Raw genomic sequence first — 21,272 nt, 5'->3', positions numbered from 1 at the left:
ACTCCAGTAGTGGAAAGACTGGAGCCATTCTGCGGGATGCGGCCGCAAAGATAATTGTCCAACAAATAGCCTATACTTTTCACATTAAATGAACAATTGGAGTGCCATGGACCGCTTGAAAGCCATGCAAACCTTCGTCCGCATCGTTGAATCAAACAGCTACACCAAGGCGGCTGAAACGCTCGACTTGCCGCGCGCCGCGCTGACGGCAACCATCCAGAAGCTGGAAGCCTATCTCGGCACGCAATTGCTGCAGCGAACCACACGCACGCTTTCGCTGACCAGCGACGGCGCGGCCTACTTCCGGCATTGCCTGGCGATTCTCGCGGCGGTGGACGAAGCTGAAGCGCCATATCGAACCAGCGATGGCGCCGCGCCGCAGGGCAGGCTGCGCGTGGAGCTGGGCGGCGCGGTAGGGCGCAATGTGGTCTTGCCGCAGCTGGGGGAATTCTGTCGTGCCTATCCCGGCGTCGAGCTGGTACTCACGCTCAGCGACCGGCTGACAGACCTGGTCCGTGAAGGCGTCGATTGCGCCCTGCGCGTGGGCGAACTGCAGGACTCAGCCCTGATCGGGCGCCAGATCGGCACCATGCGCTTCGTGACCTGCGCGGCTCCTTCTTATCTCGCCGCGCGCGGCGTGCCGCGATCGCTGGAGGAACTGGCGCAGCACACGGCGATCCTGCACTACTCAGGCCGTACCGGCCGTGCCTTCGACTGGGCCTTCAACGATGCTGGCGGCGTGCGCAAGATCGATATGGCCGGCGCCCTCGCGACAAACGATGCGGAAGGCTATGTCACGCTCGGCCTGCAGGGGCTTGGCCTGGTGCAGACGGCTACCTACCTTGTCCGCAGCCACCTCGCCAGCGGCGCGCTGGTGCAGGTGTTGCACGACACGCCGCCGACTCCGATGCCTGTTTCATTGGTCTATCCCCAGGGCCGCATGGCGTCGCCCAAGCTGCAGGTATTCGCGCGCTGGCTGGAGGCCTTGTTCGAGGCCGAGCCGGACCTGCAGCGCGCAGCCGCGTGAGCCATTGTTGCGGTAGAGGAAGATTGATAATAGTATATTGTTGTTAAAATAATTCGAGCATCGGCGATGAAGGATCCGTATATCTCGCAAGACTCAAGAGAGAACTGGGATAACCGGGTGCTGAACCTGGCGTCCATCTGCCTGCCCTGGCTGTTGATGGTGGCGATTGCGTCTGGCAGCGAAAAGCAGTTGGCGCCAACCGCCACGACCTTGCTGGTCTTTGCCGTCTTCTTCGCCATGACCGTGGTAGGCGTCGCCATCGGCATGCATCGCTACTTCACGCACCATGCCTTCAAGACCAGTGGCTTCATCAAGGTCTGCCTGGGCGTGCTCGGGACCTGGGCGATGCAGGGCGATATCACGCGCTGGGTAGCCGATCATCGGCGCCACCATCGTTTCGCCGACAAACAATTCGATCCCCATTCGCCATGGTATTCCGACCGCGGCCCGATTCCGAATCGCCTGCACGGCTGGTTTCATGCGCATATGGGATGGATGATTTACGGGCGCGTGTCGCAGCCGGGGCGCTATGCCCCTGACTGCCTTGCCGACCGCAGCATCGCCGTCCTGTCCAGGTACTACTGGCCGATCGTCGCCCTGGGCCTGGTCCTGCCTGGAGCCTTCGGATATTTGCTTGGCGGCGAAGGCGAGATGGCCAGGTGCGTCTTCTGGGCTGGTGCTGCAAGGGTCGCCTTGCTGCACCAGTTGACCTGGTCGGTCAATTCCTTCGGCCATCTGTTTGGCCAGAAGGTGGCCGGCAGCGACAGCGAGGCGCGCGACAATATTTTCTTTGCCTTGCTCCTGCTGGGCGAGGGCTTGCACAGCCACCATCACTGGCGTCCTGCTTCTGCGATGAACGAGCCGAAGCATCTCGATGCTGGCGGATGGCTAATTCGCGGGTTCGAGAAGCTTGGGCTGGTTTGGCACCTTCGATAAGGCAATCGGCGCGCCGTGGCGCACGGCGGTCATCTCCGCCACGATGGCGACGGCGATTTCGGGCGGCGTATGGCTGCCGATGGGCAGGCCGATAGGCCCGTGCAGCCTTGCCAGTTCTTCCGGCGAAAAGTCGAAGTGGCGCGACAGCCGTTCGCGCCGTTTGGCGTCATTCGTGCGGGAGCCGACCGCACCGACATAGAAGGCGGGCGAACGCAGGGCTTCCAGTAGCAGCATGTCGTCCAGCTTCGGGTCGTGCGTCAGCGCGACGACGGCGCAGCGCGAGTCCGCCTGCATGGACAGGAAGGCGTCATCGGGCATGGCGGTGAGCAGCCTGGTGCCCGCCACACGCCATTCGGCGCCGTACTCGTCGCGCGGTTCGCATATCGTGATGTCGTAGTCCAGTGCCTGCGCCATCTGGGCAAGGTAGTAGGAAATCTGGCCGGCGCCGACGATGAACAGCCGCCATTGCGGGCCATGGACGGTGCGCAGCCGCTGGCCATCCCAGCTCAAGACGTCGCCGCGCCGCGCATCAGCCAGGCTGGTGGCGCCGCGCGCCAGGTCCACTTCGCGCAAAGCCAGTTCGCCGCGCTCCAGGCGCCGGGCCAGTTCGTCCAGCTGCGCAGCATCCGGCTGCGGTTCGACCACCAGCTGCAGCGCGCCGCCGCAAGGCAGGCCAAAGCGCGCTGCCTCGTCCTGCGTGACGCCGTAGTCAAGGCTGAACGGCAGGCTGTCCCAAAGGCGGCCCTCGCGCATGCGCGCGATGATGTCGTCCTCGACGCAGCCACCCGATACCGAACCGACCGCTATGCCGTCGTCGCGTATCGCCAGCCAGGAGCCGGCGGGACGGGGCGCCGAGCCCCAGGTATGCGCCACGGTGATCAATGCGTAGCGCCGCCCTTCAGCCGCCCAGCGGCGGGCGGCTTCCAGCACCTGCAGGTCAACACTCTCCATCAGGCCTTCAGCTCCTCTGTGCGGATCGGCAGGCTGCGCACCCGTTTGCCGGTTGCCGCGGCCAGCGCGTTCGCCAGGGCAGGCGCCAGCGGCGGCACGCCCGGTTCACCGATGCCGGTCGGCTTCTCGGCCGAAGGGACGATGTGCACTTCCACCTTGGGCATTTCGTTGATCCGGATTGGCGCGTAGTCGTGGAAGTTGGACTGTTCCACCACGCCGCCCTTCAGCGTGATGGCGCCATGCAGCGCCCCCGACAGCGCGAAGCCGACGCCGCCTTCGGCCTGCGCGCGCACCACGTCGGGATTGACGACCATGCCGCAGTCCACGGCGCACACCACGCGGTCGACACTGAAGCTGCCATCGGCATTCACTGTCACTTCAGCCACTTCGGCAACGAAGCTGCCGAAGGACTCATGAACGGCGATGCCGCGCCCGCGCCGGGTACCGGCCGCACCGGCCGGCAGCGGCTGGCCCCAGCCGGCCTTTTCCGCGGCGAGTTTCAGCACGCCCGCGTGGCGAGGATGCTTGCCGAGCAGCGCCAGGCGATAGGCAACCGGGTCCTGCCCCGCGCTGCTGGCCAGTTCGTCGATAAAGGTCTCGGTGGAGTAAGCGGTGTGGGTCGAGCCGACCGAGCGCCACCAGAGCACCGGCACGCCAATATTGGTCGGCGTGTGCAGCTCGACGCGCAAGGCCGGGATGCCATACGGAAGATTGGCCGCACCCTCGACGGACACCGCATCAACGCCGTCCTTGATCATCATGCCGGCGAATGCCGTGCCGGCGATGATCGACTGGCCGACCAGGCGGTGGCGCCAGGCCGTCGGGCGGCCATCTTCACCCAGCGATGCTTCCAGTGCATGGTGGAAGGCAGGGCGGTAGTAGCCGGCTCGCATATCGTCTTCGCGCATCCAGACCATCTTGATCGGTGCGCGGGACTTGCTGGCCTTGGCGATCTGCACCGCCTCCAGCACGTAGTCCGCGTCCTTGCTGGCGCGGCGGCCGAAGCTGCCGCCGGCGTAGAGCATGTTGATCTTCACTTTTTCCGGCGGCAGGCCAAGCAGGGCGGCGACCGAAGGCTGGTCGATGGACTGGAACTGGGCGCCGTACCACAACTCGCACTCTCCTTCGCCGATGCGCACGACGCAGTTCAAGGGCTCCATCGCCGCATGTGCGAGATAGGGGAAGTCATAGGCGGCGCGCAGCACGCGGCCCGGGCGGGAGAGGGCAGCCTCGGCGTCGCCGGAACTGTGGGCCACCAGGCCAGGCTGCTGCGCCAGCGCGCGGAACTGCGCGAGAATTTCCTCGCTGTCCAATTTGAAGGCACGGGACTCATCCCAGTCGATCCTGAGCGCGTCGCGGCCTTTCTTTGCGCTCCAGGTATCGTGCGCCAGCACTGCCACGCCGGTCGGGATCTGCACCACGTCGACCACGCCATTGACGGCCTTTGCCTTGCGCGCGTCAAATGACCTGACCGTGGCGCCAAAGCGCGGCGGGCGGGCGACTACGGCGGTCAACATGCCGGGCAGGTGCACGTCCTGGGTGAATTGGGCGCGGCCATTGACCTTGTCCGCGCTGTCCTTGCGCGGCGCATGCTTGCCGATCAGCTTGAAGTTTTCCGGTGATTTCAGCGGCACATCGGCCGGCACCGGCAACAGTGCCGCGGCGGGCGCCAATTCGCCGAAGCCGGCCTTGCGCGCGCCGTGGCTGACGATGCCTTCGCTGACGCGGATCTCGCCGGCAGGGACTTTCCATTGCGCGGCGGCGGCCGATACCAGCATGGCACGCGCGCTGGCGCCGGCTTTGCGCATCTGTTCCCAGGAGTTGGCCATGGCGGTACTGCCGCCCGTGCCCTGGACCGGTCCGAATGCCAGGTTGTTGTAGCGGCGCGCGTCAGCAGGCGCGCCTTCCACGCGCACCTGCGACCAGGCTGCGTCAAGTTCTTCCGCGACCAGCGTGGCAAGGCCGGTGTAGGCGCCCTGGCCCATTTCAACGTGCTTGGCGATGACGGTGACCGTGCCGTCCGTGCCAATGCGGACAAAGGCGTTTGGTTCGAATTCCGGTGCTGCGGCGGCAGCGGTTGCGGCTTGCGTGCCGGGCAGGTAGATTGCCAGCGTCAGGCCGGCGGCAGCCTGCACTGCGCTGCGCAGGAAGTCGCGGCGGCTGCCATTTTCAATGCGAGGGGAAGTGATGTTCATGCCAGCTCCTGTGCGGCTTCGTGGATGGCGGCGCGGATGCGCACGTAGGTGGCGCAGCGGCAGATGTTGCCGGCCATGGCTGCGTCGATGTCAGCGTTCGATGGCTTGCGATTGCCTTCCAGCAGGGCGACAGCGCTCATGATCTGGCCGGACTGGCAGTAGCCGCACTGCACCACGTCCAGCTTTTTCCAGGCTTCCTGCACCACCTTGCCGATGCGCGCGCGGTCGACGCCTTCGATGGTGACGATTTTTTTCCCGACAGCGGCCGAAACGGGCGTGCTGCAGGAGCGGATCGGCGTGCCGTCCAGGTGCGCCGTGCAGGCGCCGCACAGGCCCATGCCGCAGCCGTACTTGGTGCCGGTCAGCTGCAGCTTGTCGCGCAGCACCCATAGCAATGGGGTGTCGGCGGCGACGTCAACGCGTGTCGTCGTGCCATTGATATTCAGTGTGATCATTCCGTACTCTCCGCTCATGTGGAAATGCAAGCTTGCATTCTAGGGAGCGGATTTTCGCTACTGATAGCACAATCCCACCGATTTCTTGCCTGATCCTCTTTGGCGCTTCAGGCAGCAGCGGCTTCGCGCCGCATGCTGTCGATATCGCGCTTGGGCGGGGCGCCGAACAGGCGGCTGTACTCGCGGCTGAACTGCGAAGGGCTTTCGTAGCCGACCCTGAACGCGGCGCTGGCGGCATCCAGGTGTTCGTTCAGCATCAGGCGCCGCGCTTCGTTCAGGCGCAGCCATTTCTGGTACTGCAAAGGGCTCATCGCAGTCAGCTGGCGGAAATGCAGGTGCAGGTTGGACGTGCTCATTTTCACGTGTGCCGCCAGTTCGTCCAGGCGCAGCGGCTGGGCGTAATGCACGCGCAGCCAGTCGAGTGCGCGCGCAATGCGGAAACCCTGGCTGCCGGTGGAGGCAATCTGGCGCAGGCGTGCGGACTGGTCGCTGAGCAGCAGCCGGTAGTGGATCTCGCGCTCGACCAGCGGCGCCAGCACCGACAGGGACTCCGGCTCGTCCAGCAAGGCGATCAGGCGCCGGAAAGGATCCGCCAGCGCGGGCGTCAGGCTGCCGATGGCCGCCACGCCCTGGCTGGAAACGTCGGCCGCCAGGGGCAGCCTGCTGTGCGTGGACAATTCGGTGATGGTGCGCAGGTCAAGCTTGTAGACCAGGCCAAGGCAAGGCTGCTCCGGAGTCGCTTCCAGTACTTGCGAGCTGCCGGGGAGGTTCAGCGCGGTCACCATGAAGCGCTGTGCATCGTAGCGGTAGCATTGCTCGCCGATGACCAGTTGCTTGGCGCCTTGCGCGACCATCACGATGCTGGGTTCTACCAGGCAGACGTTCGGCGGAGTCGGCTCATTGCGGCGGTACAGGTACAGGTTGGCAATGGGGGACTGGTAGTCTTCCGCGTCCTCGGTCCATTGTGCGACAGCTTCAGCCAGGGTTTTCATGCGGCTAGCATAACATCACGGCCCGGTTTGTTCATGAGCCAGGATTTCCCACGCGCAGAAAACGGTCAAGGGCAAACGCCTTTGCCGGCCGCCTGGCTGCGCACGGCTTTCGCGATATCCGCCGCCACCCGGGCTATCGCGCGGCGGTGGCCCATCACCAGCGCGTCATAGCCGGCGCCCACTTCTTCACGGGCGGTGCTGCGGCAGGCCAGCACTTGCGCGCTGCCCGCCACGCGCACGCTCCATACGGCGTCCAGCAGCGCATAGTTGCCTGGCGCCGATTCAAAGCGCTGCACATTGGTGTTGATGCGGTAGACCGTGGCCTTTTCCGGCTGCGGGGTGCGGAACACATCGATGGCGCCAAGTTCGCCTGAAATGGCCAGTGACAGGGCCTGCCCGATCTCCGCTGCCGGCGGCGAGGACCAGCGCTCCTGCTCCAGCAGGTCGACGCGCCCTTCGCCGGAAGTCACCACCAGCTGGCTGCGCGACACCTGCTGCGGCACAGTCACATTCTGCACCTCGATGTAGTAGCCCGGATTGGGCACGCTGGCGGCAGGGGCCATGCCGTTGCTGAGGCTATAGAAGCGTTCCGGCGGCGGGCTTGCGCAGCCGGCCAGCGACAAGGCAAGCACTACGCCGCCTGACAGAGATTGCCAGCGCATCATTTGTTCTCCTTCGCAGGCTGGGGTTTGGCGCGGATCAGCGCTTCCGGATGGCGCTGCAGGTAATCCGACAGTTCATTGAGCGATTGCAGGGTTTGCGTCAGTTGCTGCAAGGCTGAACGCAGGTCGGACTGCACCGGCGAATCCTGCTGCAGCACCTGCTGCGCCGCGCCGAAGGTCTGGCGCGCCTCGCCCAGCGTGGACTGCAGTTCCGGCACGAGCTGAGAATCGACCTTCCTGAACAGGTTGTCGGCGCTCTTCAGGGAGTCGCGCAGGTTGTTGCCGATCTGGTCGAACGGCACCTTGTCCAGCTTGCGCGCGATGCTGGCGATCTGCGCCTGCAGCTCGTCCAGCGCATTCGGCACGGTCGGCACTTCGACCGGGTAGGCGTTCATGTCCAGCTTGACCTGCGCCGCGTTGGGGAAGAAGTCCAGCGCAATATACAGCTGGCCGGTCAGCAGGTTGCCCGTGCGCAGTTGGCCGCGCAAGCCGTGGCTGACCATGCGCTCGAGCACCAGCGGGCCGGCGTTGCGGTCCTTCTCGTCGGTGACCGTCTCCTGGAAGCGGCGGCCCAGGCGGCCCGGATACATGTCCACCGTGACGGGCATGCGGAAGTCCTTCTTGACCGGGTCGAACTCCACGCCTACAGAACGCACCTCGCCCAGCACGATGCCGCGGAAGTCCACCGGCGCGCCGGGCGAGAGCCCGCGCAGCGACTGGTTGAAGTAGAACACGGTGGTGATCGGTGCGCCATCCTGCTCGCGCATCGCGCGGGCCTGGTCGGCCGCGAGCGGGAATTCGGTGCCCGCGGCGGCCACGGTGTCGGGCTTGCGGCCGGTGACCGATTCGAAGCCGATGCCGCCAACCAGCATGGCCGCCACCGATTGCGTATTCAGCTTGAACCCGCCCGAGTCGAGCTGCAGGTCGACGCCGCTGGCATGCCACCAGCGCGTGCTCTTGCCCACGTACTGGTCGTAAGGCGCGTTGACGAAGACCCGGATGGCAACCCCCTGGCCGTTGTTTTCCAGCTCATAGCTGATCACCTGGCCGACCGGGATGCGGCGATAAAAGACTGGAGAGCCGGCGTCGATCGAACCGAGCGACTCGCCGTGCAGCGTGTAGTGCGTGCCTTTCTGGTCGCCCGCCACTTGCGGCACTTTTTCCAGGCCCGTGAATTCGTGGCTGCTGTCCTTCGACTTGCCGGCGTCGACTCCGATATAGGCGCCTGACAGCAGCGTGCCGAGGCCCGAGACGCCGCTCACGCCGATGCGCGGCTTGACCACCCAGAAGCGGGTATCGGCCGCGGTGAAGCGGCGCGCATCCTTGTTCATGTCGATGGTGACCAGCACCTTGCTCAGGTCCGGCGACAGGGAAATCGCGCGCACCTGGCCGACGTCCACGTCCTTGTATTTCACCTTGGTCTTGCCGGCTTCGAGTCCTTCGCCGCTGCGGAAGCTGACCACCACGGTCGGCCCTTCGTCGAAGTAGGACTTGGCCACCAGGCCGATACCGACCAGCGCCGCAAGCAGGGGCAGCAGCCATACCAGCGAAGGCAGCCAGTGGCTGGCCCTGTCGACCTGGGGCTGGGGCAGGGGAGCACCGGCGGTATTGGCTGGGGCGCCGTCGTGTTCAGGCATGTTGTTCTCCATTGGGCGGGACGGGATCCCAGATCAGGCGCGGGTCGAATTGCATCGATGCCAGCATGGTCAGCACCACGACGGCACAAAACGCCAGGGCCCCGGGGCCGGCGGTGATGGTGGCGAGCGTCTGGAAGCGTACCAGGGCCACGGTCAGGGTGATGACGAAGATGTCCAGCATCGACCAGCGTCCTACGAATTCCACCATGCGGTAAAGCCTGGTGCGCTGTAGCGGCCGCCAGCGCGAACGGCGCTGTGCAGTCCATGCCAGCAGCGACAGGGCGGCCAGCTTCAGCAGCGGTACCAGGATGCTGGCGACGAAGATGATCGCGGCCAGGGCGGGCGAACCGCTGTCCCAGAAATACAGCACGCCGCTGATGATGGTGTCGTCCTCCAGGCCGAACAGGGAATGGGTGTACATCACGGGCAGCAGGTTGGCAGGAACGTACAGGATGGCGGCGGCAATCAGCAGGGCCCAGGTGCGGCCCAGGCTGTCCGGATGGCGGTGGTGCAGGCGCGCGTGGCAGCGCGGGCAGTCCTGCCGCCGTGTCCCGCTGTCTGCCGACACCAGCCCGCACACGTGGCATGCCAACGCTGCCTGGGGAACGGGCGGAGGAACGTCCGGCTGCGGCGCCAGGGCGTCGCCCAGGTTCCACAGCATCTTGGGGTCGAACGACACCACGATGGCGAGCATCAGCGTCAGCGCGGCAAACGCGAACAGGCCCGGCTCCAGCACCACCGTGGCCAGGCTGGTCATCTTGACGATGGTGATGAGGATGCCGATCATCAGCACTTCCGTCATGCCCCAGCGCCGCGCCAGGTGGACGGCATACAGCAGGACATTGAACAGTTTTGGCTTGTGGCCGCCCGCCAGCGACAGCGTGACGTGCAGCAGCGACAGCAGTTCGACCGCCGGCAGCAGGATGGTAAACAGGAAGACCGCCGCGGCTACCAGCGGCATATGCCCCTGCCACAGCACCACGATGGCTCCCAGCAGCGTGGCGCGCGAGACATTGCCGTTCACCTCCAGTTCAACGATCGGGAAGCACTGGGCGATGACATACACGATCAGGGCGGTCAGGATGATGGCCGCCATGCGGCTGGCGTCGGAATGTATGCCCCGATACATGATCGAGCGGCAGCGCACGCAGCGCGCTTTTTCGCGCGGGCGCACCGGGCGCCGGCGATGCAGCACGCCGCAGTCATGGCAGCTAATCAGGTCGTATCGATGCACTCGTTGGGCGGGAACTGAAATATGCCAGCATGATACGACATTTGCCATGAAAGCCGGCACTGTGACTATTCGATAGACTTTCGGGTCCCGAGTTCGGCTACAGTCTGCGGCCATTCGAAAGACGAACCGGGACACGCATTGAAACTGGCACGATTAGCACGACTAGCACAAAGGGCTTTGCTGGCATTGCTGCTTGCGCTGGCCGGCTACCTCGCCGTTGCGGCAGCCTGGGCCTGGGCGGCTTTTCCAGCGGCCGTCCAGAACCTGCCGCAGGCATCCGCCGTGCCGCTGTCGCCGCGCCAGGTGGAGATCCTGCTGCAGGTCGAAGACCCGGACTTTTACCATCATTCGGGCCTGAGCGTCCTTGCCGGGCAGGGACTGGCGACCATCACGTCTTCGCTGGCACGCAGCGTGTACCTCGGAGAGGCGCAGTTTGACGGCGCCACAGGCGCGTTCCAGCGCTTTTACCGCGGCGTCTTCGATTGCTGCAAAAAGATCGATATCGGGCGCGACGTGATGGCTCTGGTGCTGGACCGCAAGCTGGGCAAGCCCCAGCAGCTCGCCGCCTATTCGGCCCTGGTCTATATGGGCACCCAGGAGGGCAGGCAGGTGCGCGGCTTCGGCGCGGCGGCCCTCAGCTACTACGGCAAGCCACTGGACCGGCTTTCGGAGCAGGAATTCGTGGGCCTGGTTGCCATGATCAAGGCGCCTAACCTGTACCACCCGGTCAGGAATCCTGCACAGTTTGTCCAGCGCCTGATGCAGGTGAACGTTCAGCTCCGGAATCAATAGACCAATGAAAAAACTCGCCCGATCGATCTTCCTCGCTTCGCTGGCGCTTGCCGGCACCACGCTGCACGCAGCTCCCCTGGAACTGGAATGCGCGAGCCGTACGGGAAGCGATCAAGCGCGCATCAGCAAGCTTGGCGCGGGCGTGGTGGTGCGCAAAGGCGCGCACCTGCTGAAGGTCAGCACCAAGGCGGGCGTTCAATCGTTCAAGGACGAACCGCCTTATGACGAGCCGATGGACGGCGTCCACTACTACTTTTGCGACCGCAAGGAAGGCTTCGTCCTGGTCAATGTCGAAGATGCCTACGAATTCACCGGCAAGCTGATTAACGAACAGACCGGCGCTGTCACGGAAGGCGGGACCAGTGTCCTGTTCTCGGAAGACCGCCGCGCCTATCTCGCCGCTTCACACGGGGGCGGGCTCGGTGGCGACGCGTGGGCCGTATATGCCGTGAACGGCGAGATGTCCTGGTCTGGCTACAACTTCATTTCGGACCCCGATAAAAGGTCCCGGTACGTCGACCTCGGCATGCCGACCTGGATGCCCAATGGCGAACTGGTTGCAACCGCGACCTGCGCTTCGGACCAGAAGCGTCAATGGAAAATGAAACTCGTTAAGAACCATGGCTGGTGGGACTGGGCACCTCGCAAGAAGTGCCCACCCATGAAAGACATGCCGTTCAAGGCACCGGGCTAGGTTCAAGCCGAGGAAGCGGCGGAGGCCGACGCATCGCGGCGGCCGGCATTGCCAAGCCAGACCAGTGCCAGGCCGCCGGCAGCCAGCGCGGCGCCAACCAGCGGTACCGCGCCATAGCCCAGGCCCTGGCTGATCACCACGCCGCCCAGCGCCGCGCCAAGCGCGTTACCCAGGTTGAATGCGCCGACGTTCACGGAGGAGGCCAGGCCAGGAGCCTGCGCCGCCGCATGCATCACGCGCATCTGCACGGGCGGCACGATGCCAAAAGCCGCAGCGCCCCAGATCACGAGGCCGATGGCAGCGCCGGCCTCGGTCTGCATGACCAGCGGCAGTACCGCCATGGTAACGGCGAGCGCGGCGAGAATCAGCTTGGTGGCGCCATCGAGCGACCAGTCGGCCAGGCGGCCGCCCAGGCTGTTGCCGAGCGTGAAACCGACACCGATCAGCACCAGGGCAAAGGCGACGAAGCCAGGGCCGGCGTGGGTGATCTCGGCCAGGATTGGCGCCACATAGGTATAGAGCGCAAACATGGCGCCGGAACCCATCACGGTCGTGCCCATCGCCAGCAGCACTTCGGGACGCACCAGCACTTTCAGTTCGCGGCGCAGGTCGGGCGGCGTGCCGGGTTCTCCTTTGGGCAAGGCCAGCCACAGCGCGGCGATGGTGACCAGCCCCAGCACGGCGGTGCCGCCAAAGGCGACGCGCCAGCCGACCTGTTGGCCGATCCAGGTGGCGGCCGGCACGCCGCCGATATTGGCGACCGTCAGGCCCATGAACATGGCCGCAATGGCACTGGCCTGTTTCTCCTTCGGCACGACGCTGGCGGCCACCACGGCGCCGATGCCGAAGAAGGCGCCATGGTTGAGGCTGGTGATCAGGCGCGACAGCAGCAGGGTGGTATAGCTCGGCGCAAAGGCCGACAGCACGTTGCCGACAGTGAAGATCAGCATCAGCGCCATCAGGGCGGCACGCTTGCCGAAGCGGCTGAACAGCAAGGTCATCACCGGCGCGCCGGCCATGACGCCGACAGCATAGGCCGAAACCAGCATGCCGGCGGTGGGAATGCTGACATTGACGCCGTCGGCGATCACGGGCAGCAAGCCCATGGGGGTAAATTCGGTGGTGCCGATGGCGAAGGCGCCAGTGGCAAGGGCTAACAGGGCGGTAGAGGATCGCATTGGAAGACACTCCTGGAGTTTTTCAATGGATCGCAGTGTACCGGGGCAATATTTGCGGATTAAGCCCAGGATTTGCCAAACACTTTTGATTTGAATTCAACAATTCTCTTGCCTTGCCGCTGCCTGCAATGGTTGCTCGGCGACCGGAAGTTGTTAACGGTTTCTGTGGAAAACCCTGTTAACAAGGCTGCGCACGGCCAGGCAAGTAATTGATTCAATTGAGGAAAGTTATCGTGCGCAAATAAAGGGCAATCGAAACGAGCCGTTCGGCAACACCTGCTATAGTGTTTTATCGACAATCTTAGTGCAGGACAGCCATGCTCCAGCCGCAGAACAAGCAGACGGATGCCTTCATCTCGACCGGCATTGCTGGCCTGGACACCATCCTGGCCGGTGGGCTGACCAAGGAGCGCCTGTACCTGCTGGAAGGCGATCCCGGAACGGGCAAGACCACGATGGCGCTGCAGTTCCTGATCGAGGGAGCCCAGCGCGGCGAAACGGTGCTATACATTACGTTGGCGGAGAACGAAGTAGAACTGCGTGCGGTGGCGCAATCGCACGGCTTCCGGATGGACGGCATCACCGTGTACGAAATCATCCCAGCCGAAGGCGTGCTTGATCCTGACGAACAATATACCGTGTTTCATCCCTCTGAGATCGAGCTGGGCGAGACCAACCGCTTGATCCTGGCGCAGATTGAGCGGCTCTGTCCTACCCGGGTGGTACTCGACTCCTTGTCGGAACTGCAGCTACTGGCTGGCAATCCCTTGCGCTATCGGCGGCATGTGCTGGCGCTGAAGCAGTATTTCGCCAAGCGCGCCTGCACCGCGCTGTTCCTCGACGACAAAGCGGCCGTGGGCGGCGACCAACAGGTGCGCAGCATCGCGCACGGCGTGATTTCGCTGCAGCAGCTTGAATCGGGCTATGGGGCCGAACGCCGCGTGCTGCGTGTGCTGAAGTACCGCGGCATCGACTTCCGGCGCGGGCCACATGACTACGTGATCATTTCCGGCGGCGCGGTTGCCTATCCGCGCATTGTGGCGGCAGACTCACGCGAGCTGGTACAGCGGGGCCAGGTGAGAAGCGGGCTGCCGTCCCTTGATGCCTTGCTTGGCGGCGGAATTGAAGAGGGTTCCAGCACCCTGATTTCGGGCCCGCCTGGCACCGGCAAGTCGAGCCTTGCGGCCCAATTCGTCAAGGCCGTCACGGACCGCCGGCAGAAGGCAGCCATGTTCGTCTTCGAGGAGGATTTTAGTACCTTGCTGAACCGCGCAGATGGCATCGGCATGGATTTGCGCACGCCGCTGGCTGCGGGATTGCTGACCGTCAACCAGATCGATCCGGCTGAACTGTCGCCGGGACAGTTTGCGCACACGGTCTGCAAAGCTGCCGACGACGGGGCAAAGGTGATCGTGATCGATAGCTTGAATGGCTATATGAATGCGATGCCGGAAGCACGCTTCCTCACCATTCAATTGCGCGAAGTGCTGACCTACCTGGGGCGGCGTGGGGTGGCGACCATGCTGGTCGGCGTGCAACAGGGCGTGATCGGCCCGACGGGCACCAATGTGGACGTCAGCTACCTCGCTGATAATGTGCTGCTGCTGCGCTACTACGAAGCCGACGGCACAATCCACAAGGCCGTGTCGGTCTTCAAGAAACGCGGCAGCAAGCATGAAACCACCTTGCGCGCCTTCTCGATCGGCGAAAAGGGGATCGAAGTGGGACTCGTGCTGAAAGGCTTCCGCGGCATCCTGACCGGGGTGCCCGTGAGCATATCCAACGGGAAGAAGGAAGCAGGGCATGAGTGAGCTGGAGCATCGTATCGTCATATTTGCCCCGGTCGGCAAGGATGCTCGCCTGATCGGCCAGGTGCTGGGCCAGGCGCGCCTGGCCTGCCATATTTGCACTGAACTGGGCGATGTGGTGAAAGAACTGCAGCAGGGGGCGGCAGGCTTGTTCGTGGTCGAAGAGGCCTTCAACGATGCATTCCTGCGCGAGATCACGGGCTTCCTCGCTGTCCAGCCGGCCTGGTCCGACTTGCCGGTGCTGGTATTGAGCAAGGAGGGGCTCGATTCGCCTGGAGTGCAGAGGATCTTTGAGCAAGTCGGCAACGTTACGCTGCTGGAGCGCCCGGTGCGCAGGGCAACGTTGGTGAGCGCGGCGCTCTCGGCTGGGCGTGCCCGCCGCCGCCAGTATGAAATGCGCGAGGTCGACCGCCGCAAGGATGAATTCCTGGCTATCCTTGGCCATGAGTTGCGCAATCCGCTGGCGCCGATCCGCACGGCGATGGATGTGCTGAATACCATACCGGGCACCGATCCCAAAGTGCGCAGCATCAGCCAGGTGGTTGAACGACAGGTGCGCCACCTGACGCGCCTGGTGGACGACCTGCTCGACGTGGCCCGCATCACCAACGACAAAGTTGCACTGCAACGCGAGCGCGTCAGCCTGGCGACAGTGCTGCAACATGCGGTGGAAATTTGCCGCCAGCAGATCGACGCGGCGGGCCATACGCTGGACCTGCGCCAGCCGGCGGGCAGCGTGCTGTTGTTCGGCGACCGTGCGCGCCTGGTGCAAAGCCTGGCCAATGTGCTGGGCAACGCCGCCAAGTTCTCGCCGCCACGCTCGACCATCCACCTGTACGCCGACGTGGACGACAAGGATATCGTGTTCACTGTGCGTGACCATGGCGCCGGGCTTGAACCGGAGGCGTGCTCGCGCATCTTCGACCTGTTCGTCCAGGGACGGGCTGGGCGCTCGCATTCACTCGGCGGCCTGGGGATCGGGCTTAGCCTGACCCAGCGCTTCACGAACATGCATGGTGGCAGCGTCTCGGTCGCCAGCGCGGGCGTCGGCAAGGGGTGCGAGTTCGTACTGCGCATGCCGATCGTGGTGCCTGAGCGCCGCAGCAAGGAGCGCTCTGCTGCGGGACCATCCTCGGCGCATTCCGATGACTCGCTGCGTATCATGGTTGTGGACGACAATGAAGATGGCGCGGACATGCTGCAGGTGATGCTGGAAATGGAGGGCTGCACGGTCGCCAAAGCCAACGACGGGCAGGCCGCGATCGCCCTGGCTGGACGATTTCGTCCTCATGCCATTCTGATGGATATCGGCCTGCCCGACATGCAGGGCCATGAAGCGGCGCGGCGCATCCATGAGATGGAAGGCGGCGAAGACATTGTCTTCATCGCCATGACCGGCTGGGGACACGACGAGGCGCGCCGCCACGCATCCGACGCCGGCATGCAGCATTACCTGGTCAAGCCGGTGGATTTGAATGTGCTGCGCAAATACCTGTCCGAGATCCGGGATCAGGCCTTGCAGCGCGCCTGACCGCGTGCTTACTGGGCCGCGCTGGCGTTCAGCGAGACGCCGCTGAAAGTGGCGTAGGAGCGGATGCCAACGTACCAGGTCCCGGCTTGCGGGTTGGCCAGCGCGCAGGATTCGGCATTGCCGGTCTTGTAGGGGCGGCAAGCATAATCGTTGGCAGTCGGCTGCGCGCCAAAGCGGACGTACAGGTCGCCGTCGCCGCTGCCGCCGCTCATGTTCACGTTCAGGGTATTCGCGCATTCCGGCACGTTGATGCTGAAGTACAGCCAGTTGCCGGCCGTGGCGGACAGGTTGGACTGGTTCAGCGTCACGCTGGCGCAAGGCAGGTTCAGGGTGCTTGGCATCGAATGCAGCAGGGTGGTGGTGACCGATCCGTCCGCGCCAAACGTCATCTGGTACAGGCGGTCGAACTCCGTTTCCGCGATGGCGCTGCCCGGATCGCCGCCTAGTTGCCGGATCAGCTCGGGCGTGGTGTCGGAATGGCCGACTACCAGCGCGTTGTCGGGCAAGGCGCGCAATTGCTGCGCGAACGTCGCCAGTTGGCCGCCATCGTACGTGGTGACCGGCAGGTTCAGGTAGGCGGCCAGGGGGTGCGCAGTCTGCTGCGTGCGCTGGTATGCCGTCGAGTAGATGTGCCTGACCTGGGCGTCCTTCAGCGTGGCGGCGATGTTGGTGGCGCGGACCTGGCCTTCCGCGGTCAGCACAGGGTCGGTGCCGGTGGCCGATTTCTCGGCGTGGCGGGTCAGGTAAATCGTGTTGGCGTTTGCCGAAACCTGCGCTGCGCAAAATGCCAGCGCCAGGGCGCCCAATATGCTCTTCATGTAGTCTCCCGGAATAAATAATTTCACAATGTTGTATTTAAGGCAATACTGCTCCGGGAGGATACGGCAATTCGGCCTGCGCGTCACGCGGCGCACGAAACGATCAGGGATTGTCGATGCGCGATACGGCGCCGCGCCTGCCGTTGCGGTCGAAGGCGGCCACCTGGATCAGGCCGCGATCGGCGATGGGCCCCGCTACCAGCGGGCTGGCGGCATGCGGTTCGGTGCCGTCGCTGGTGTAGCGCAGCGCCAGGCCGGGCAGGGCGTGATTGGCGTGGACCTTGCCGCCATCCCTCGACAGCCCGGGCGGTGCGATGCGGTAATGGACGGGCCCAAGCGGGGCAGGCTCCAGGTCGAGGCGCGGCAGCACGCGCTGGCCCAGTGCATTGACGAAGCGCGACCATTCGGCTCGGTGCAAGGCGGAGGCCCGGGCGAAATCGGATTCGGTGGCCCATGCAGGATCGGCGGCCCAGGCGCGTTCGGCCATGGCCAGCAGGCGCGGCACCAGCAGGTAGTCGATCAGTGCAGGATCACGGATGGTTTCGGTCCACAGCGCAGCTTCCAGGCCGCGGATGCGCTGCCTGCCGGCGTCGCTCAAGCTCTTGTCGAACGGGATGAAGTTGTAGACGTCATCGAGCTCGATATAGGCGGCCCAGTTCACGCCCGGCTCGTCGGGATTGAGGTTGTGGCTCATGTCCAGGTATTGCCTGGTGGCGGGCGCGAGGATCACGTCGTAGCCGGCATTGGCTAGCCGGTAGCCCAGGTCGGCCGCGGCGCCGACGTTGTTCCAGACGTGCAGCCGGAAACCGCGCTGGGCGAAATGCGGGTTCGGTATCAGCTTGCGCGTGCCCAGTTCTTCCCACCCCGCGGTTGCCACGCCTTGCCGGCGCACGATGGCGTCGACCCGGTCGTAGAAGTAATCCCACAGGTCGGCGGTGGACTGCATTTTGCGGCGCGCCATCAGGCTGCGGCTGGCGGGGGATTTTTCCCAGGCGCCCGCCGCGAGTTCGTCGCCGCCGACGTGCAGGGTGCGCAAGGGGACGCCCGCTTCGCGGTGCATGGCTGCGACCTGGCCCACCACGTGCTCGATGAAGGCATAGCTGGACTCCAGGCCCGGATTGATCACGTTGTCATGGAAGTTCTGTGCTGATTTGTATTGCGAACGGTCGTCCAGGTCGTTCAGCAGGTATTTGCCGGCACCGGCCTGGCCGGCGGCCTTCATGCGCCGATAGCGCGCCTCCATGGCCTTGACTGCGGCGCGCGCATGGCCGGGCATTTCAATTTCCGGGATGACCTCGATGTGACGGGCTGCCGCATAGCGCAGGATCTCGATGTAGTCGGCGCGCGAGTAGTAGCCGCTGCCGTGCGGATCGCTGGCGCTGGGGCCGGAACCGTAGTCGGGTTGCAGGCGCACGCCAGGTTTTGCGCTGTGACCACGCACCGCGCCGATGCCGGTCAGTTCCGGCAGGCCGGCGATTTCAAGGCGCCATCCCTCGTCGTCCGTCAGATGGAAGTGGAAGGCGTTGAGCTTGAAGCGCGCCATCAGGTCGAGCAGGCGGAAGACGGTTTGCCGGGGCTGGAAATTGCGGCTGACGTCCAGCATCAGGCCACGATAGCCGAAGCGCGGAGCGTCGGTCACCGCCAGCAGCGGCAGCTCTACTGCTTGCTGCCGGCCGGCGCCGGGCAGCGGCAACAGGTCGCGCAGCGATTGCAGGCCGTGCGCCACCCCGGCGGCGCTGTTGCCGGTGATGGCAATGCCATCGGACGTTACGGCCAGGGTATAGGCCTCCGGCGACGACTGGCCGGCGACGGCGCCGACTGAGAGCCGCAAGGTGGCGCTGGATGGCGCGCGTGCGCCGGCGGGCCAGTATTGCTTGAGCAGGCTGGCGGCAAGGGCGGCTTCCGGTTCGAGCCCGTCGGCGACCACGAGGGCGGGCGCCGCCGCCAGGTGCAGCGTGCCGGCACCTTGCTGCAGGTGCAGCGGAGTGGGAAAGACTGGCGGCAGGGCGCCGGCAGGCAGCACATCGGTTCCTGCGTTGCGCTGGTACAGGTCCTGGGCTGTTACCGCCTGGCCTTTTCCCAGCTGGTCCGGGCGCGGCAGCGGCAGCATGCGGTAATCGGCAACGGCTTGCGACTTGTCCGGCGCCGCCTCATAGACCAGGTACAGGCCGGAAGGGGCGCGGTAGGCCTTGGCGTCGGCGCTGGGAGCGCGGTAGACCGCGTTCAGCGACTGTCCCGGTGCGAGGCCGCGAAAGCCCGGTTGCGGGCGCAGGCGGTACAGGGTGCCATCCAGCGCGTCGATCGCCAACTGGCCAGCCAGCGGCCCTGCCACGGCGCATTCGATGCAGTTGAAGTAGAGCGCCCAGCCTTGCGCCGGCAGGGGATGGTGGTCCAGGTTCCTGACTTCAAGCCGGCCGCCTTTGCCTCCGTCCTGCAGCTCCCAGCGTACTTGCAGGCGTTCGCCGTTAGCGGTGGGTGACGCCGCCATGGCGGCGGGGAGCGCCAGCAGCAGCGCGAGGCTAACAAGCAAACGTTTTGAAGTCATGGGATCAGCTTGTTTCGTTGAGAATTGGTAACGCTAGCATAAAGTTGCCTTACCTGCTACATCTCTCGCTACAATACGGATAACGTTAACGGACGGCAGGTGAAAATGAAAAAAGCGGGTGTGACGCTGGCCGATGTGGCCAAGGTTGCCGGCGTATCGGTGATGACTGCTTCGCGCGCACTGAGTGGCGATGGTTATGCCTCGGACGAAACCAGGGCCAAGGTGCAGGCGGCAGCCAGGCAGCTCGGCTACACGCCCAATGCCCTGGCGCGCATGATGAAGGGCGGGAAAACCAATGTCATTGGCGTGGTCGTGAACGACTTGTCGTCGGCAGTCGTCAATTGCTTCGTGACGGCGCTCAGCGAGGAAGTGCGCAAGTTCGACATGGATCTTTTCATCTATAACTCGCTGGGCGACATGGGGGGCGGCAAAGGCAAGCGCGTCAGCCAGTTGCTGCATGGCCTGTGGGATGGCCTGGTCTATGTGCTGCCGCGCATGAGCGACGATTACCTGGAAACGCTGGAGAAGAGTGCCAGCCCCATCATCCTGGTGAACTATTTCCGGCATGAGACCAGCTTGCCGGTGGTACGCGGCGATAACCTCAACGGTGCGCACGATGCGGTAACGCACCTGCTTGAACTGGGCCACCGCCGTATCGGCTTCATACGCGGCAGTTCATACACGGGACAGAGCGATGTGCGTGAGCGCGGCTATCTCGCAGCGTTGGCCGATGCCGGCATCAAGACCGATCCGGCCCTGGTCTACCCAGGCGATTTCAACGAGCAGTCGGGGCTGGAAGGCGGCAGGCGGTTGCTGGAACTGGCCGAACCGCCGACTGCCATCTTCGCTGCCAACGATGCGATGGCGCAGGGGGCGATGAACGCCATCCGCGAAAAGGGCCTGCGGATTCCCGAAGACATATCGATCATCGGGTTCGACGATATTCCATCCGCATCGATGATGCAGCCGCCGCTGACCACCTTGCGGCATCCGTTTGAAGCCATGGCACAGGCCACCGTGCAGGAGCTGGTGCGCCGCATCCGCGGCGAATCCGGACGCCGCCAGCGCATCGAATTCCCGAGCGAGTTCGTGGTGCGCGAGTCGACCGGGCCTGCGCCAGGCTCCGCTGCTTCGGCGCGCGCCCGGAAGCGCCGCTCCTGAGCGAACTTGTTAACGCTTTCTGTGGAAAAGCCTGTTAACAAGCACCGGGGCTGCGCGTTAAGGCGATGATTTGAAAAAGAAAAATCGCGCTGCGTAATTAAATGGCAGCGCTGCCAGTCCGCCCATGCACCAGCGCTTCCGCGGGCGACGGACGGCAGAATAATGGTGAAGTCATTGATCGATTGAGAGAAACGGTCTATTATCGCCCCCATGAAATTCCGCCGGACTTCCAGGATCGTGGCCGCTGTGGTGGCGCTGTTCAGCATGCTGTTCATGCAGCTTGCCGTGGCGTCCTATGCCTGTCCGACCGCCGGAAACCCGGTCGCCACCGGCGCCCAGTGCGCCGGCATGGACCCGGCGCAGCCCAGCCTGTGCAAGGCGAAGGCGAGCAACCTGGCCGCCAAGCAATCGCTGGACAAGCCCGATTTGCCGCCCGTGCTGCCATTCATCGCTGCCGACCTGGCAGGGACCGTGGTTGCCGACGCTTGGGCCCTCGAGTCCAGCGAAGGGGCTGCCGCGCCGCCAGATATGACGCGCAGTCTATCTCCGCCTCACTCCATAGAGCATTGCTGCTTCCGACATTGACCTTCCAGATTGCCTGATGACGTCTCGCGCCTGCCTGCGTGGCCTGCGCGTGGTTTCCTTTGCACTCTGGA

General features: G+C 64.5%; 18 protein-coding genes. 8 read left to right on the top strand and 10 right to left on the bottom strand.

Annotation, left to right across the window (positions count from 1 at the left end; genetic code table 11):
• The first annotated feature begins 106 nt into the window (after window positions 1-106).
• Both ACN9MU_RS20765 and ACN9MU_RS20760 read left to right on the top strand, forming a co-directional pair.
• Complete coding sequence (locus tag ACN9MU_RS20765; protein WP_426162318.1) at window positions 107-1,027, top strand: LysR family transcriptional regulator; 921 nt, start codon at window positions 107-109, stop codon at window positions 1,025-1,027.
• A 66-nt stretch (window positions 1,028-1,093) separates the two neighbouring features.
• On the top strand, window positions 1,094-1,963 hold the full coding sequence (locus ACN9MU_RS20760) for an acyl-CoA desaturase (protein WP_426343401.1): 870 nt from the start codon (window positions 1,094-1,096) through the stop codon (window positions 1,961-1,963).
• On the opposite strand, the gene ACN9MU_RS20755 is transcribed toward ACN9MU_RS20760, so the two are convergent.
• The 7 genes from ACN9MU_RS20755 to ACN9MU_RS20725 form a co-directional block, all read right to left on the bottom strand.
• A complete protein-coding gene (locus tag ACN9MU_RS20755; RefSeq protein ID WP_426343400.1) occupies window positions 1,916-2,914 on the bottom strand; it encodes an XdhC family protein in 999 nt (332 codons plus the stop codon). The genes ACN9MU_RS20760 and ACN9MU_RS20755 overlap by 48 nt on opposite strands.
• Complete coding sequence (locus ACN9MU_RS20750) at window positions 2,914-5,109, bottom strand: molybdopterin cofactor-binding domain-containing protein (protein ID WP_426343399.1); 2,196 nt, start codon at window positions 5,107-5,109, stop codon at window positions 2,914-2,916. Before ACN9MU_RS20750 ends, ACN9MU_RS20755 begins: the two co-directional genes overlap by 1 nt.
• A complete protein-coding gene (locus ACN9MU_RS20745) occupies window positions 5,106-5,564 on the bottom strand; it encodes a (2Fe-2S)-binding protein (RefSeq protein ID WP_426162314.1) in 459 nt (152 codons plus the stop codon). The genes ACN9MU_RS20750 and ACN9MU_RS20745 overlap by 4 nt, the downstream gene beginning before the upstream one ends.
• 107 nt (window positions 5,565-5,671) lie before the next feature.
• Window positions 5,672-6,556, bottom strand: coding sequence for an AraC family transcriptional regulator N-terminal domain-containing protein (locus ACN9MU_RS20740; protein ID WP_426318453.1), 885 nt, complete (start codon window positions 6,554-6,556; stop codon window positions 5,672-5,674).
• A gap of 65 nt (window positions 6,557-6,621) precedes the next feature.
• The gene (locus ACN9MU_RS20735; RefSeq protein ID WP_426336050.1) at window positions 6,622-7,221 is read right to left on the bottom strand and encodes a PqiC family protein; all 600 of its coding nucleotides are present in this window, start codon (window positions 7,219-7,221) and stop codon (window positions 6,622-6,624) included.
• Entirely contained in the window at window positions 7,218-8,855 is a 1,638-nt protein-coding gene (locus ACN9MU_RS20730) for an intermembrane transport protein PqiB (protein WP_426343398.1), read from the bottom strand. The genes ACN9MU_RS20735 and ACN9MU_RS20730 overlap by 4 nt, the downstream gene beginning before the upstream one ends.
• Window positions 8,848-10,089, bottom strand: coding sequence for a paraquat-inducible protein A (locus tag ACN9MU_RS20725; protein WP_426162310.1), 1,242 nt, complete (start codon window positions 10,087-10,089; stop codon window positions 8,848-8,850). The genes ACN9MU_RS20730 and ACN9MU_RS20725 overlap by 8 nt, the downstream gene beginning before the upstream one ends.
• Window positions 10,090-10,266: 177 nt before the next feature.
• Between ACN9MU_RS20725 and ACN9MU_RS20720 the strand changes: the two genes are divergently transcribed.
• Both ACN9MU_RS20720 and ACN9MU_RS20715 read left to right on the top strand, forming a co-directional pair.
• Window positions 10,267-10,881, top strand: coding sequence for a transglycosylase domain-containing protein (locus ACN9MU_RS20720; protein ID WP_426343397.1), 615 nt, complete (start codon window positions 10,267-10,269; stop codon window positions 10,879-10,881).
• Between the two features lie 4 nt (window positions 10,882-10,885).
• Window positions 10,886-11,575 (top strand): hypothetical protein, encoded by a 690-nt coding sequence (locus tag ACN9MU_RS20715; RefSeq protein WP_426343396.1) that lies wholly within the window; start codon window positions 10,886-10,888, stop codon window positions 11,573-11,575.
• 2 nt (window positions 11,576-11,577) lie between these two features.
• Here ACN9MU_RS20715 and ACN9MU_RS20710 read toward each other — a convergent pair whose 3' ends face one another.
• Window positions 11,578-12,753 (bottom strand): MFS transporter, encoded by a 1,176-nt coding sequence (locus ACN9MU_RS20710; protein ID WP_426343395.1) that lies wholly within the window; start codon window positions 12,751-12,753, stop codon window positions 11,578-11,580.
• Between the two features lie 317 nt (window positions 12,754-13,070).
• Between ACN9MU_RS20710 and ACN9MU_RS20705 the strand changes: the two genes are divergently transcribed.
• Both ACN9MU_RS20705 and ACN9MU_RS20700 read left to right on the top strand, forming a co-directional pair.
• Window positions 13,071-14,564, top strand: coding sequence for an ATPase domain-containing protein (locus tag ACN9MU_RS20705; RefSeq protein ID WP_426343394.1), 1,494 nt, complete (start codon window positions 13,071-13,073; stop codon window positions 14,562-14,564).
• Complete coding sequence (locus ACN9MU_RS20700) at window positions 14,557-16,092, top strand: hybrid sensor histidine kinase/response regulator (RefSeq protein ID WP_426336045.1); 1,536 nt, start codon at window positions 14,557-14,559, stop codon at window positions 16,090-16,092. Before ACN9MU_RS20705 ends, ACN9MU_RS20700 begins: the two co-directional genes overlap by 8 nt.
• Window positions 16,093-16,100: 8 nt before the next feature.
• On the opposite strand, the gene ACN9MU_RS20695 is transcribed toward ACN9MU_RS20700, so the two are convergent.
• Both ACN9MU_RS20695 and ACN9MU_RS20690 read right to left on the bottom strand, forming a co-directional pair.
• Entirely contained in the window at window positions 16,101-16,910 is an 810-nt protein-coding gene (locus ACN9MU_RS20695; protein ID WP_426343393.1) for a pre-peptidase C-terminal domain-containing protein, read from the bottom strand.
• A 103-nt stretch (window positions 16,911-17,013) separates the two neighbouring features.
• Complete coding sequence (locus tag ACN9MU_RS20690; protein ID WP_426162302.1) at window positions 17,014-19,455, bottom strand: family 20 glycosylhydrolase; 2,442 nt, start codon at window positions 19,453-19,455, stop codon at window positions 17,014-17,016.
• Window positions 19,456-19,560: 105 nt separating this feature from the next.
• On the opposite strand from ACN9MU_RS20690, the gene ACN9MU_RS20685 reads away from it, so the two are divergent.
• Together ACN9MU_RS20685 and ACN9MU_RS20680 are read left to right on the top strand one after the other, a co-directional pair.
• Window positions 19,561-20,616: a LacI family DNA-binding transcriptional regulator gene (locus ACN9MU_RS20685; protein WP_426343392.1), complete on the top strand. Its 1,056-nt coding sequence runs from the start codon at window positions 19,561-19,563 to the stop codon at window positions 20,614-20,616.
• 210 nt (window positions 20,617-20,826) lie between these two features.
• Window positions 20,827-21,201 (top strand): hypothetical protein, encoded by a 375-nt coding sequence (locus ACN9MU_RS20680; RefSeq protein ID WP_426162300.1) that lies wholly within the window; start codon window positions 20,827-20,829, stop codon window positions 21,199-21,201.
• The last annotated feature ends 71 nt before the right edge of the window (window positions 21,202-21,272 follow it).

It is taken from the genome of Pseudoduganella sp. R-32, from assembly GCF_049913245.1.
Lineage (GTDB): Bacteria > Pseudomonadota > Gammaproteobacteria > Burkholderiales > Burkholderiaceae_D > Rugamonas.
This window is presented reverse-complemented; position numbering and strand designations above follow the sequence as displayed.